Source organism: Sporosarcina sp. BI001-red (assembly GCF_003384035.1).
GTDB lineage: Bacteria > Bacillota > Bacilli > Bacillales_A > Planococcaceae > Sporosarcina.
On record NZ_QQAK01000016.1, the window covers coordinates 82,625 to 96,697 of the forward strand.

The 14,073-nt window shown below is 41.8% G+C and carries 13 protein-coding genes and 2 riboswitches; of the genes, 10 read left to right on the forward strand and 3 right to left on the reverse strand.

What is annotated here, in order from left to right:
- The first annotated feature begins 109 nt into the window (after positions 1-109).
- From DVB69_RS15870 to nadX, 5 genes are all read left to right on the forward strand, one after another.
- On the forward strand, positions 110-805 hold the full coding sequence (locus DVB69_RS15870; RefSeq protein WP_116020093.1) for a CoA transferase subunit A: 696 nt from the start codon (positions 110-112) through the stop codon (positions 803-805).
- Positions 806-820: 15 nt separating this feature from the next.
- Positions 821-1,462, forward strand: coding sequence for a 3-oxoacid CoA-transferase subunit B (locus tag DVB69_RS15875; protein WP_116020094.1), 642 nt, complete (start codon positions 821-823; stop codon positions 1,460-1,462).
- Between the two features lie 67 nt (positions 1,463-1,529).
- The gene (locus tag DVB69_RS15880; RefSeq protein WP_116020095.1) at positions 1,530-2,306 is read left to right on the forward strand and encodes a 3-hydroxybutyrate dehydrogenase; all 777 of its coding nucleotides are present in this window, start codon (positions 1,530-1,532) and stop codon (positions 2,304-2,306) included.
- Positions 2,307-2,340: 34 nt separating this feature from the next.
- The gene (locus DVB69_RS15885) at positions 2,341-3,624 is read left to right on the forward strand and encodes a GntP family permease (protein ID WP_116020096.1); all 1,284 of its coding nucleotides are present in this window, start codon (positions 2,341-2,343) and stop codon (positions 3,622-3,624) included.
- A gap of 197 nt (positions 3,625-3,821) precedes the next feature.
- On the forward strand, positions 3,822-4,604 hold the full coding sequence (gene nadX / locus DVB69_RS15890; RefSeq protein ID WP_116020097.1) for an aspartate dehydrogenase: 783 nt from the start codon (positions 3,822-3,824) through the stop codon (positions 4,602-4,604).
- 43 nt (positions 4,605-4,647) lie between these two features.
- Here the strand turns inward: nadX and DVB69_RS15895 are convergent, their stop codons facing one another.
- A complete protein-coding gene (locus DVB69_RS15895) occupies positions 4,648-5,844 on the reverse strand; it encodes an MFS transporter (protein WP_116020098.1) in 1,197 nt (398 codons plus the stop codon).
- A gap of 52 nt (positions 5,845-5,896) precedes the next feature.
- Positions 5,897-5,996, reverse strand: a riboswitch (purine riboswitch).
- 175 nt (positions 5,997-6,171) lie between these two features.
- Here DVB69_RS15895 and DVB69_RS15900 point away from each other — a divergent pair.
- Both DVB69_RS15900 and DVB69_RS15905 read left to right on the forward strand, forming a co-directional pair.
- Positions 6,172-6,717 carry an RNA polymerase sigma factor gene (locus DVB69_RS15900; RefSeq protein ID WP_116020099.1) on the forward strand — a complete coding sequence of 182 codons (546 nt, stop codon included), beginning with the start codon at positions 6,172-6,174 and terminating at the stop codon, positions 6,715-6,717.
- Positions 6,710-7,987: a DUF4179 domain-containing protein gene (locus DVB69_RS15905; RefSeq protein WP_116020100.1), complete on the forward strand. Its 1,278-nt coding sequence runs from the start codon at positions 6,710-6,712 to the stop codon at positions 7,985-7,987. Before DVB69_RS15900 ends, DVB69_RS15905 begins: the two co-directional genes overlap by 8 nt.
- A gap of 330 nt (positions 7,988-8,317) precedes the next feature.
- Here DVB69_RS15905 and DVB69_RS15910 read toward each other — a convergent pair whose 3' ends face one another.
- Entirely contained in the window at positions 8,318-8,947 is a 630-nt protein-coding gene (locus DVB69_RS15910) for a hypothetical protein (protein ID WP_116020101.1), read from the reverse strand.
- Positions 8,948-9,123: 176 nt separating this feature from the next.
- Here DVB69_RS15910 and DVB69_RS15915 point away from each other — a divergent pair, with 176 nt between their 5' ends.
- The gene (locus tag DVB69_RS15915; protein ID WP_116020102.1) at positions 9,124-9,720 is read left to right on the forward strand and encodes a class I SAM-dependent methyltransferase; all 597 of its coding nucleotides are present in this window, start codon (positions 9,124-9,126) and stop codon (positions 9,718-9,720) included.
- A gap of 30 nt (positions 9,721-9,750) precedes the next feature.
- Positions 9,751-10,344 (forward strand): class I SAM-dependent methyltransferase, encoded by a 594-nt coding sequence (locus DVB69_RS15920; protein ID WP_116020103.1) that lies wholly within the window; start codon positions 9,751-9,753, stop codon positions 10,342-10,344.
- Between the two features lie 56 nt (positions 10,345-10,400).
- Here the strand turns inward: DVB69_RS15920 and ric are convergent, their stop codons facing one another.
- Positions 10,401-11,099, reverse strand: a complete 699-nt coding sequence (gene ric, locus DVB69_RS15925; protein ID WP_116020104.1) for an iron-sulfur cluster repair di-iron protein — start codon at positions 11,097-11,099, stop codon at positions 10,401-10,403.
- A 175-nt stretch (positions 11,100-11,274) separates the two neighbouring features.
- Positions 11,275-11,414, forward strand: a riboswitch (cobalamin riboswitch).
- A 142-nt stretch (positions 11,415-11,556) separates the two neighbouring features.
- Here ric and metE point away from each other — a divergent pair.
- Entirely contained in the window at positions 11,557-13,845 is a 2,289-nt protein-coding gene (gene metE, locus DVB69_RS15930; protein ID WP_116020199.1) for a 5-methyltetrahydropteroyltriglutamate--homocysteine S-methyltransferase, read from the forward strand.
- Positions 13,846-14,073: the final 228 nt, after the last annotated feature.

Consider the following 14,073-nt stretch of genomic DNA (forward strand, 5'->3'; position numbering starts at 1 on the left):
TCAACCTCTCTTGTATTCCTTGTTAGAATAATAGTTATTCCATATATGTATTTTACTTATAAGACTGAACTATGTAAACTATTAGAAAGATAGTAAAAGGAGGGGTTTTGTGAACAAGGTATGTCAGTCCGTTGCGGATGCAGTTTCAGATATTCAAGATGGCAATACACTTATTGTAGGTGGATTTGGCCTTTGTGGTATTCCTGAGAAATCTATTGAAGCACTTCAAGAACGAGGCGTAAATGATCTGACAGTCGTTAGCAATAATTGTGGAATCGATGATTTTGGACTTGGATTGTTGCTTGCCAACAAACAAATAAAAAAAATGGTTGCTTCTTATGTGGGGGAGAACAAAATCTTTGAACAACAGTTTTTAAGTGGTGAGCTTGATGTTGAATTGACACCACAAGGAACGCTTGCTGAACGTATTCGAGCTGGTGGGGCTGGTATTCCAGGTTTCTATACAGCAACTGGGGTAGGAACGCCTATTGCTGATGGCAAGGAAACGAAAGAATTTAATGGTAAAACCTACTTACTTGAAGAAGGGATTGTCGGCGACTTCGCACTTGTGAAAGCATGGAAAGCGGATACGTTAGGGAACTTAACGTATCGCAAAACAGCTAGAAACTTTAACCCATTAGTTGCAATGGCAGGGAAGATCACAATTGCAGAGGTAGAGGAAATTGTGGAAGCAGGCGAATTGAATCCAGAAGACATCCACACACCTGGCATTTACGTTCAACGAGTTGTAAAAGGAATGGATTATGAGAAACGCATTGAACGTTTAACCGTAACGAACGCGTAGAAAGGAGAGATTAATATGAAGGACGCACGAATAACCATTGTAAAACGGGCAGTGCAGGAAATCAAAGACGGTATGAATGTGAACCTTGGAATTGGGATGCCTACACTAGTGGCTAATGAAATTCCAACCGATTTTAATGTATTATTACAGTCGGAAAATGGCTTGCTCGGCATTGGGCCATATCCAATTGCAGGTCAAGAGGATGCGGATTTGATAAACGCAGGAAAAGAAACGATTACAACTGTTCCAGGTTCCTCCTTTTTTGATAGCGCAGAATCGTTTGCAATGATTCGCGGAGGGCATATTGATTTAGCAATCCTTGGTGGTATGGAAGTTGCTGAGAACGGAGATCTTGCCAACTGGATGATTCCTGGAAAAGTGGTTAAAGGTATGGGCGGTGCAATGGATCTAGTAGCAGGAGCAAAACGAGTCGTTGTCATTATGGACCATGTTAATAAGCACGGAATATCAAAAGTGAAAAAGATGTGTACGTTACCACTAACAGGTAAAGCAGTTGTACACAGACTCATTACGGATATGGCCGTTTTCGATTTTACAGACCAAGGAATGGTGTTAGTCGAAACAGCATCTGGGGTTACTGTTGACGAAGTTAAGGAAAAAACAGAAGCCACATTTACCGTAGCAAAAGGTTTGTAATAAATTTTTTTTGAAAGTCATGTAAGCGCATTCATATTCATATTAATAACATTAGGAGGTAGAGAAAATGAGTGGAAGTAAAGTTGTTTTCATCACAGGTGCTGCAAGTGGATTAGGGTATAAAATCGGAGTTGAATTTGCTAAAGAAGGTGCCAAAGTCGTGTTCTCTGATATTAACGAGGAAAAATTAAACGAGGTAGTGGAATCGTTAGTAGCTGATGGTTTTGACTGTTTAGCGGTTAAATGTGATGTCACGAATGAGGAAGAAATTAAGCAGGCAATCGACCAGACGGTTGCACATTATGGTCGACTGGATGTGTTAGTGAACAATGCAGGTATGCAACATGTATCATTGATAGAAGACTTCCCTTCGGATCGTTTCGAGTTCATGGTGAAAATGATGTTAGTTGCACCATTCATGGCCATTAAACACGCGATGCCAATTATGAAGGCACAAAAGTTTGGTCGAATCATTAACATGGCTTCCATTAACGGAGTCATTGGATTTGCAGGGAAGTCGGCGTATAACAGTTCGAAGCATGGTTTGATTGGGTTAACTAAAGTAGCTGCATTAGAGGCAGCGGAATTTGGAATTACGGTCAATGCATTATGCCCGGGTTATGTTGATACACCACTTGTGCGCAACCAACTTGGCGATTTGGCAAAAAATCGTAACGTATCTCTTGAAAGCGTATTGGAAGACGTTATTTACCCACTCGTGCCACAAAAAAGATTGTTGTCAGTTCAAGAAATTGCAGATTTTGCATTATTCATCGCAAGTGATCAAGCAAGGGGACTTACAGGTCAGTCCATTATTATAGACGGTGGTTATACAGCGCAGTAAAGAAATGAAAAACTAACAAGGAAGGTGGATGTGTATGTTAGGAATAATCTTGGGTCTGATTGTCTTAATGGTATTAGCGTACCTAGGTTGGTCGATTATCTGGGTAGCTCCTATTGCAGCAGGTGTTGTTGCACTTACTGGCGGATTGGACTTATTGGATGCGTACAAAGATACATATATGGGCGGCTTTGTCGCCTTTGCGCAAGCATGGTTCCCAGTATTTTTACTCGGTGCGATATTTGGAAAGCTGATGGAGGATACTGGGATGGCTCGTTCTGTGGCTGTCGCAATTACGAAAGTGCTAGGAACGAAACGCGCGATTCTCGGCGTTGTGCTTTCAGCTGCAGTTCTTACTTATGGTGGTGTGAGTTTGTTCGTAGTTGTATTTGCTGTGTATCCACTCGCGTTGTCATTATTTAGAGAAGCAAATATTTCAAGACGCTTACTCCCAGCGACAGTTGCATTAGGCGCATTTACATTTACGATGACAGCGATACCAGGAACACCTCAAATTCAAAACCTGATTCCTATGAATTACTTTAACACAACCGCGATGGCTGCACCTATCATGGGTATCGCTGGTGCGATCGTTATGCTCGGCGGTGGCTATTGGTATTTGAGCTGGAGAGAAAAAACGACAAAACAAAAAGGTGAATTTTTTACAGAGCCTAAAGATGAGAATGTTATGAATCCAGATGGACATATCCCTTCGTTTATCTTATCTATATTGCCTTTGGTCATTGTATTGGTTACGTTGAACTTATTTAAATGGGATGTAATTGGTGCGTTATTAGCAGGTATTGTTTTAATCATGTTATTAAATATTAATAAAATGAAATCATTCATTAAGGCAATTAACGGAGGAGCAATTGGATCCGTTACGGCAATTATAAATACGAGTGCAGCAGTTGGGTTCGGAACGGTCGTTAAAGTCGTACCTGGATTTGAACGTTTGACTGAAATGTTACTAGGCATTAAAGGAAATCCTTTAATTTCTGAGGCAGTCGCAGTGAATATTCTTGCAGGAGCAACAGGTTCTGCATCTGGTGGAATGGGCATTGCTTTAGAAGCACTAGGTTCCAAGTATTATGAAATTGCCTTAGATACAGGAATTAGTCCTGAAGCATTTCACCGAGTCGCGTCACTCGCATCAGGCGGGCTCGACACATTACCTCATAACGGTGCTGTCTTAACACTACTGACAATTACCGGAATGAGTCATAAAGAAAGTTATAAAGATATTTTTGTTGTTGCAGTTCTGATTCCTATCATATCTGTGATTGTAGCAATCTTGCTTGCAATTGTAGGTCTCGTTTAATATGTGCATAGGGATTTAATTGTATTCTGTGCTGCCTTCACGGACCTAGAAACTAGTTTATATACAACTTGAAACGTCATGCATCCTTACACAAGGATGCATGACGTTTCATTATAGTGGATTGATAGATGAGGAATAATTGGTATGATAACAAGACAGGTAGGGATGTACCTAGTTACACGGTAAGGAGGCAGACGATGAAAATCGGAATTATAGGCACAGGTAATATTGCAACGTATCTATTAGAAGAAATCAGTCGCAATACTGGTTTTGAAGGTGAAATTGTCGCTCTCTTTGGACGGAACCAGGAAGTCGGAAATCAGTTAAGTGAAAAGTTTGGAGTGGACTTTTATACAGATCTCCACAGCTTTCTGAACACAGACATTGATATCGTTGTGGAAGCGGCTACAGTCGAAGCTGCGAGCGTATATGTTAAGGATGTAGTTGAGGATAAGAAAAATCTAGTGATCAGTAGTATCGGTGTTTTTAAAGCCATCCGTTTTTATGATGAATTGAAAGGGCTTGCCGAATCCAATGATGTGACAATCTATCTGCCTTCAGGGGCTATTGGTGGATTGGATTTGCTGCAATCTGCAAATGCAGTAAATGGATTGGAACGTGTGAAAATTACGACAAGGAAATCCCCAGCCTCTCTCGGTCTAAATGAAAATCACAAGGAAGAAGTACTTTTTGATGGCTCAGCAAGAGAAGCGATTGAGCGATTTCCGAAAAATGTTAATGTTGCACTTGTGCTTGCGATTGCAGGAGTTGGGGTGGAAGAGACAAAAGTGTGTGTCATTGTCGATCCTTCGGTTACACAGAATATCCATACGATTGAAGCAGAAGGTGATTTTGGTAAGATGCACCTTCAAGTTGAAAACAATCCGATGCCGAACAATCCGAAGACCAGTCTACTTGCAGCGTTGAGTATTTTATCGACATTACAAAACAAAGATCGTGCCGTCAAAATCGGAAGTTAACTAAAAAAAGAACCGACTCCTTTGTTGAGGAATCGGTTCTTTTTTAGTTCGTTCTTTCAGAAACTTGTTGGTGGCTGTTTTTGTGACTTATCTTCTTTTGCACAGCCATCGATAACGAAATCGCTGCACAAACAAATGCGATTATGACGATGAAACCTCCGACTGCTGGCATGCTCGTAACACTTCCTGTGTGACTGAATGCAATCCCGCCAACTCCTGAGCCTAATGCAATTCCGACTTGAAGTGCGGAATTGTTAAAGCTCTGGTGGATATCAGAGGATACGGGATCTGTTTGAATGATGTAATCTTGTTGTGCAGGTGCAAGAGCCCAGCTAAGCGCGCCCCAAATCATCATGACGATGATGAAAATCGGCATTGAAAATGTTGAGTAAGGCAGGACGAATAGGCTAATCGAGAACGCACCTAAGATGATCAAAATACTCTTTTGAGAACCAAGACGTGAAGCGAGTCCTCCACCGAAAGCGCCACCCGCAACTGCTGCAATTCCGAATAAGAAGTAAAACACACTAATTGATGAAGAGCTAAGGTTCATCGTTGTTTCGAGAAACGGTGTGAAATAGGCATATACTGAATAATGACCTGCGAGCATAAACATCGTCGCTAAATGAGCAAAGACGATTTTTTTGTTCGCTAATGCTTTCAGCTGTTCCCGAAGTGGCTGAACGTCACCAGTAGGAATTTTATCGAAAAACTTACTAATCAATAAAATGGTACCGATTGTTAGAATAGCGATACCAAGGAAAACCGTGCGCCATCCGAATGCGTTCGTAATGACAATTCCAATAGGGACACCGAGTACAAGTGATGAACTGATTCCCATATAGATATACCCTAATGCTTTCGCACGTACGTGTGGTTTTGAAATGCGTGCCGTAATAGTTAAAGATAGGACGATGACTAGCGCAGCACTTGCTGCAGTCAGAATTCTAGCCGTCATCATCATTGCAAAGGTTGTGCTGAAATAGGTGAATACGTTTCCTAGGAAAAATACCGATAATGTAAGTAAATATAACTTCTTCCGTTCCACTTTTGCTGTAAGTGACAGCAACACGGGTCCTGCGATTGCATACACCAATGCGAATACTGTAATGAGTTGCCCTGCAGTTGCTATGGAAACATGCAAATCATCAGCGATTACAGGCAAAATGCCGCCTACAACTAACTCGACCAAGCCTACTGTGATTGCCGAAATGGCTAATAAAAAAACGCGAACGTCCAACTAATCTCCTCCTGCTATTCTGATTATCGAATTTGAAAATACAAAAAAGTCCCGACTACAAAAATTCTTTTGTAGTCAGGACTTAACGGATCCTGGTAGAGACCCTCGAACCATATTATCGAGGTTATACAGATTGATTTTTAGTATGAAGTTTTTCCTTCTCATAAATTTATCATGTAAAACTGATGTTGGCAAGGGGTAAGACGTCTGACAACAAAAAATAAAATCATTCGCTATGACAGGTGAAGGATCTCTATAGTAAGAACGCTATTAAATAAAATGAACTTTTTCACCATTTGAAAACTCTTATAAGAGAGAGGTGAGTAAATGAAGACTGTTAGATTGGTCAAGAAAGCGAAAAAGGGGAACAAGGAAGCTTTGTTACAGCTGATCAATGAGCAGCAAGATGCGTATTACCGTCTGGCTCTTTCGTATATGGGCAATCCTCACGACGCAATGGATGCGATGGAGGATATGATTGTGAGCTTGTATCACTCGATTCCTCAACTAAAAAAAGAAGAGTCTTTTTACAGTTGGAGCAAAACCATTCTTGTGAACCGATGTAAAAAACTGTCGCAGAAGCAAAACAAAATCGTACTGATGGAAAACGCTGATGAGAGTCTCGATGAAGCATTAAAGATTTCCGAAGGTACAAATTCTTTTAAACAGACCGAACAGCGGCTGGACTTGAAAGGTATGTTGGCTATGCTCAGTTCTGACCAACGGGAAGCAATTGAACTACACTATTTTCATGATTTAGAGCTCCAAGCAATTGCTGATATGACGAACGTCCCGATAGGCACTGTAAAATCACGGATTTTCCAGGGATTGAAAAAGATGAGGGATCAATTCGGAGGTGAATGGCATGAGTGAAATCGAAAACCAATTGAAAAAAGAAAAGGAACGGTTAGATGAAGTGAAAGCTCCTGATGAATTAAACGAGCGTTTGAGGAAGGCATTAGAACAAACGCCACCACGACGAAAAAACAAAGCACCTAAATGGTTAGCTGTTGCAGCAGCATTAATAGCCCTCACTTTTGTTAGTTACAACTATAATGCGTTTGCATATTACGGTAAGAAATTGCTAGGGTACGATGAACTTATGACGGAAACGTTAGCTCAATTGAATGAACAGGGCAGCGGGCAGGCAATCGAGAAAAAGGTCATGCTTTCTGATGGAACTGAGCTTTACTTGGACGGATTGTTGACAGATGAAAATCAAACCATCCTCTATTATACGGTGAAGAATTCAAAAGGATTGTTGGAGGATACTCGATTTGACGTCATCAGGGGAGTATGGACAAAAGCGTTCGCAACTTACGGTACGTTTTCGATGAATGAAGACGGAACAGAAGTGAAAGGAATTCAAGGATTTGACGCGGTGAGTCCGTTCGCTAAAGAACTGACGTTGGAATTTAGCTACAACGAAAGTTCTGAGCAGAGGGAAATCACATTCCCCTATAATCCTAAGCAGGCGATGCAAACTGAACTAAAGCAGTCGATCCACAAAAAAGTACACGTAGACCAAGGAACGATTCGTTTTGACTCGATAACAGCGACACCAAGTCGTACAACGATAAAAGGGAAAGTGAATGTGGATAACTTCGATCGAATCGATTTAGGAGTTATGGGAATTCAATTACTTGCGGATGGCAAACCAATTGACTGGACTGGAGGTTCCAGCAAATCGGCACTTTTCGGTCAAGACATTGAAATTTACTATGATCGATTGCCGAAGGAAGTTAATACCTTAGAGATAGATGTGGACAAATTTGTAGGCTATCAAAAATTGAACGAAACCATTGCACTTACTGGCGAAACCGAACAGACTGAGAAAATCTTTGGGAAAGAGCTACTCATACGCAAGGTAGAAAAAACAACGGAAGGAATTCAAGTAACGCTTGCGACTGACCAGAATGTCCTATTGGATGGCGTATCAATTCAGTCAAAAGGAAATTCCACTCCGCTTCACACAACACTCAGGTCTGATATTCTAGAGAGAGAGAATGGAGAACTAAACAATGAGCGAGTGCTGCTCTTTAAATCTGATGAGCTGCCGGAAACGCTTTCTATTGAAGGGATGCATTATGCAAAGAGTTACGGGAATCACATTCAGCTGATTGGGAAAAAAGAAAAACGTTGAGCGGGGCCAAGGCCCCGCTCAACGTTTTTTCTGGATTGCACGGCATAATCAGCTTGGCAGATAACGAAGGGCCACACAAGAATCCCGTAACTGAACACCCAAGATTTGAAAGAGCCTTGATCGTTAACGTGTAAGCTTTAATCGGTAAGAACTTTAATGGATAAGTTTTAGAGCTTTGAGCGCTAAGTGTTAAGCTTTTAGGGTACGACTACTATTTTGCTAGTAAAGTAATTAAAGTAGGTTGTCCGGTTTTACTTATTGTCCCAAAGAAAAGCCGGAAAAAGAAGGGTCTTGTGGAGTTCGTTTTCGATTATCCATGCAATCAGCAGGTTAAATTGTAATTTGAGTCACTGCATTCGATTCAGAGAGAACAGCATCCACATCCGTTTTGAAATCAGAGATGCTTTCTTCTAATTCGTCAATTCGTTTGTTGAGATGTAGTGGGTCAATCAGGACAAACTCGTTCCGTTCCATGAAGGATTTCGTGTGGAGTTCGACCTCTTCTTTTTTTGCATTCTCTTTCTTGCCTAAGATCTCCGTCAAGTAAGATTCCAGTCGTTGAGTCAATGTCTCATTTTCCAACGACAAGCGATTAATGGCTGTTCTACGTGCAGTCACCATTTCAGAGAGTAAACGTTCTTCAAGTTGAATAGAAGTTTTCCGCTCAATTGCTTTAGCGACTGTCATCGTTTCTCCCGCTACCGTGACGTGTGTCACGGCATTGGACTGAACCACTGCGTCTTTAATGAGAGTACGTCGTTCGATAAGAGACATGGATTTATCAAAACCTGCTTGAATTGTTTTCTCGTAATCTTCAATGGAAAGACCATTAATTTTTTGTGCGGATTTCCGATCGGTTGCAATGAAGTCTGCTTCCTGAATCGCTTTCGCTATTCGATCGTTCAACGTTTTGAGTTCAGCTAATGCCCGGTGAATCGACATCGTTTGATTTGTCGTCATGTCTTCTCCTCCAATCGCTCTATTGACTAGTCTATCATTTCCAATTTGTAGTTGCCAAATTTAACCTGAAGAGTTAGTCGAAATAAGCATGTAAGGGAGTTCGTGTTACCATGGGAGTATCGAATCCGATCAAGTCGACCGTTAAACATGATTCATAAAAGGGAGGGATCAAATCGATGGGATCCATGTTTCCGAAAGTTTACGATGTGGCGATGAAACCGTTGGAAGCCACTCGATTTAAAAAAGTTAGAACAGGGCTTGTCGGGAATGCAGAAGGAAGGGTGTTGGAAATAGGTTCAGGAACGGGTATCAACTTCCCCTACTACAAGAATGCGACACAAGTAGATGCGATTGAACCAAATCCCTTAATGAGTAAACGAGCGAATGAGAGATTGCGTTATGCAAGAGTTCCGATTCAGTTGCATGAATGCGGAGCGGAATCATTGCCCTTTGCGGATGACACATTTGACACGGTCGTTGCGACACTCGTCTTTTGTACAATCCCTGATCCGATGAAAGCACTTGCGGAAATGCAACGTGTGAGTAAACCAGGAGCGCACCTTTTATTTTTTGAACACGTCCGGATGGAGCCAATGCTACTCAGTAAGACTCAAGATTTCTTGAATCCTCTATGGGAAAAGATTTGTGATGGGTGCCAGTTAAATCGAGATACGCTGGACTTAGTCAAGAAATCGGGGATTGAAGTTGCAAAAGTAGAGTCTTATTATGCAAAATTGTTTCTTTATATTAAAGGGCATAACGTGAAGAAGTGAAAGTAATGAAAACGAAAGGGGCATATCTGGATGAATAAATGGCAGCAACGATTTAAACAACCTGATTATGTATTCGGCAAAGAGGCAAATGTATTCATTCAAGAAGCAGTAGAACGCTTTAAGATTGGTCCGAACGTCCTTGCTGTTGCTGAAGGTGAAGGAAGGAATGCCGTCTTTTTAGCGGAGCAAGGTTGTAACGTAACGATATGGGATTTTGCTCAATCTGGATTGGACAAAGCCCAGGCTCTTGCGAAAGAAAAGGATGTTCAGCTAAAGACAAAGGTTCAAGACTTACAAGAAGCGGACTGGCCAAATGATGAGTACGACGCAGTCATTTGTGTGTTTGGTCATTTCAATCCAGAGTTACGAAAACAAACACTCGAAGGGATTCGTCAAGCTGTGAAACCAGGTGGGCTGTTTGTGATAGAGGTGTATGCAAAAGAGCAAATCGATTACAACACAGGCGGACCAAAAGATGTTACGTATTTGTATGAAATGGAGGATTTTGGTGTGTTCGCGGATTGGGAGCATTTACACTTTGAAAAGAAACAAGTCGTGCGCAAAGAAGGCGAGGGGCATAACGGGTTGTCTCAAGTCATTCAATTTGTCGGACGGAAAAAGTAAGGAATACAAAAGCCAGGCACCGCGCAGTCTATGGCGCGGTGCCTGGCTTTTAATCATTAAATTGCTTCCCGAACACGGTCAAACAGAACATTGTTTTCTAAATGTACATGCTGGAAAGTATCTTTTTCGAACTGTTCCAATCGAGCATATACAAGCCGATACGTTCCGCAAGCTTCTTCAGGCGGTGTGAAATTGTTAGTGATTTCTCTTAGTTCGTGCAGCAGTCGTCCTGCATTATCATGTTCTTGTTCGAGTTCCGTAATATATGGTTTCAGCTGCTCTTTCAGCTCGGGTGTTGGATGTGCTAAAAATTCTAGAATGAGTGGGAATACGTTTAGATCTTCATCATCCGTATGGTCAATCAATTCAGCACGTAGCAGTTTAAAGATTTCTTGAAGTCGTAACAAATGTGGATGGTTTTCTCCATGCACGCGCGCGACTTTGGTGACATATGGAGCTAACAATGGAAGTTCCTCACGCAATCCTGTATGGTATTTTTCTTGAATGTGTGCAATGAGTGTTTTCTCACCAAAAGAGGAAGGCTCCAATTGCTGCCGTAAATCTCTTTTCTCTTCAATTTCTTGAACGCGTGTTAAGACATCAGATGGATCTAAATCTCGTTGAACCGCTGCTTCTTGCAATGAAATCTTTCCACCACAGCAATAATCGATGCGTAAGTTGCGGAACAGATCAGCACTTTGCGGGATAGCCGTGACAATATCAGAGACTTGTTGGTTGAGCGTTACTTGTGACAATGGAATTCCTCCTATTAGTTTAATTGATAATAGTTCTCACACCTAATCTTACTTAAACTATGAGTGGTTTCATATAGGGGAAATGCCTACATCTGTATAGTGGAATCTATTGACGGAATACTCTATTTGACAGAAAAGTTTAACTATGATAGGTTTGTTCAATCGACAACCGAATAGTAAAGCAAAAGAAATAGGTGATTTAGTAGAAAGTTAGACTAGATCTTAAAAGTGAAGCCGGTGCGTATTCCGGCGCGGTCCCGCCACTGTGACAGCTTTTCGCTGAAGCCAGACAACTGCCTAGTTTCTATGACGCTATCCCCTACGGTCGATAGGGAGTGTTAGAATGCGCATACGCAGCAGACTTGTTGCGTCCACATTTCTGACCCTCGTTAGAAGTGTTTTTTTGTACAAAAAAACACGGCTTATCATATGGAAGAGGAGAGGAAATCATTTGTCAATTATCAGCAGTTCAATCGGGTATCCGTATATCGGAGAAAATCGAGAGTGGAAACGAGCGCTTGAAGCGTTTTGGGGAGGAAAGATTGAAGAGCAAGAATTCCTTGAAACAGTAGAAAAGATTCGGCTGGAGCGTCTGCAAAAGCAAAAAGACGCAGGGATTTCCCTAATTCCAGTTGGAGAGTTTACTTTGTATGACAGAATGCTCGATACAGCTGTCATGTTTGGTATGATTCCTGAACGCTATAACTGGAGCGGTGGAGACGTTCAGTTATCGACCTATTTCTCGATGGCACGAGGAAATGATGACGCAGTTGCGTCAGAAATGACGAAATTGTTTAATGCAAACTATCATTACATCGTTCCAGAATATGGTACTCGGAAACTGAAATTGACGGAGAATAAACCATTGACTGCGTATTTGGAAGCAAAGGAAAAGGTAGGGATTGACGGGAAGCCTGTCTTAATCGGACCGTATTCATTCTTAAAACTTTCAAAAGGATATGAGGAAAAAGACGTTCCAGCATTTTTGCTTCAGTTGATTCCCTTATATGTGAACGTACTATGTGAACTATATGAAGCTGGCGCGAAGTGGGTACAATTGGAAGAACCGATTTTATCCACATCGATTTCTAAGGAAGAAATGCTGACAGTTACTGAAATTTATAAGCAGTTAACCGCAGAAGTACCTGATTTAAACATGATTGTACAAACGTACTTTGATGCAGTGGAGCATTATGAAGAGGTCGTTGCGTTGCCGGTAGCAGGCATTGGCCTCGACTTCGTAGCAGGAAAAGAAAAGAATCTAACGCAACTGAAGAAAAATGGCTTCCCTGAAGACAAAGTGCTCGCTGCAGGTGTAATCGATGGGCGCAACATTTGGCGTGCTGATTTACATGAGAAAACTGAACTTGTAGATGAAATTCTGGAGATTGTTTCGGCAGACCGAGTTTGGATTCAGCCTTCTAGCAGTCTACTTCACGTTCCGGTCACGTTAACATCGGAAGTAAAATTAGACTCGACGATCAAAGGGGCACTAGCGTTTGCGGATGAAAAGTTAGAGGAAGTGACGACACTTGTAAAAGGAGTTGTAGAAGGAAAGCAGGCCATTGGTGAAAAAATGGCTGAAAGTACAGCGGCACGTGAAAAACTCGCAGCACTTCCTGCCCGCAACCATCCGGAACTACGTCAAGCTGTGGAAAACATTGGTGAATCAGACGGCAAACGGAAGTCAACTGCGCCACAACGACGCTTGAAACAGCAAGAAGCGTTAGGGTTACCATTGTTACCCACAACAACGATCGGAAGTTTTCCACAAACACCAGAAGTTCGTAGCACGCGTAACAAGTGGCGTAAGGGAGAATCGAGTGACGCGCAATATACAGACTTTGTGCACCGTGAAATCGCGAAGTGGATTGACATTCAAGAAGACATCGGATTGGATGTATTTGTCCACGGTGAATTTGAACGGACGGATATGGTTGAGTATTTCGGTGAAAAACTAGGCGGTTTTGTATTTACTGAAAAAGCGTGGGTTGTTTCCTATGGGTCACGTTGTGTAAAACCACCGATTATTTATGGTGATGTCACTTTCCTGAATCCAATAACTGTGGAAGCATCTGTCTATGCGGCATCACTTACGGATAAGCCCATGAAGGGGATGCTGACAGGTCCTGTGACCATATTGAATTGGTCATTTGTCCGGGATGATATTTCACGTAAAGACGTTACGTATCAGATTGCGCTCGCATTACGAGAGGAAATTGAAGCGCTTGAAGCAGCAGGGATTCCGATCATTCAAGTAGATGAACCTGCACTTCGTGAAGGATTACCGTTGAAGAAATCAGCATGGAATGACTACTTGGATTGGGCAATTACAGCGTTTAGAGTCGCAACGGGGTCAGTGGAAGATACGACCCAAATTCATACACACATGTGTTATTGTGAGTTCAACGACTTCATCGACTCCATCAGTGGGTTGGATGCAGATGTAATTTCAATTGAAACATCCCGTTCACATGGAGACCTAGTTTCCGCATTCAATGATTTCTCATATGACAAAGGAATTGGTCTTGGCGTATATGATATCCACAGCCCACGCGTACCGGAAGTGCAAGAAATGGTCGATGTCATTGAACAAGGACTGAATGTTCTAGAACCCTCACAATTTTGGATTAACCCCGATTGTGGATTGAAAACGAGAAAACAAGAAGAAACCGTTGCAGCGCTCAAAAATATGGCGGCGGCAACAAACAAAATGCGCGAGCGCTTGGAAGTTTTGCAGAAATAATAGAAGTCTCCTTGAGAAAAGCGTGAATGGATCCCATTCACGCTTTTCATATGGTCATCGACAATTAGCAACCTTGAACAAAGAGATATGTCATGTATTTGACAATCTCGACGGCGTAAGAACAACCCGTGTGTGTATGTGGCTGTTCAACCAATACTTCAAAACACGAAGTATGTCAAAAAGCCTCAAAATTTGATAGCTATAATTCTAGTTTGTTCGTATACTGAA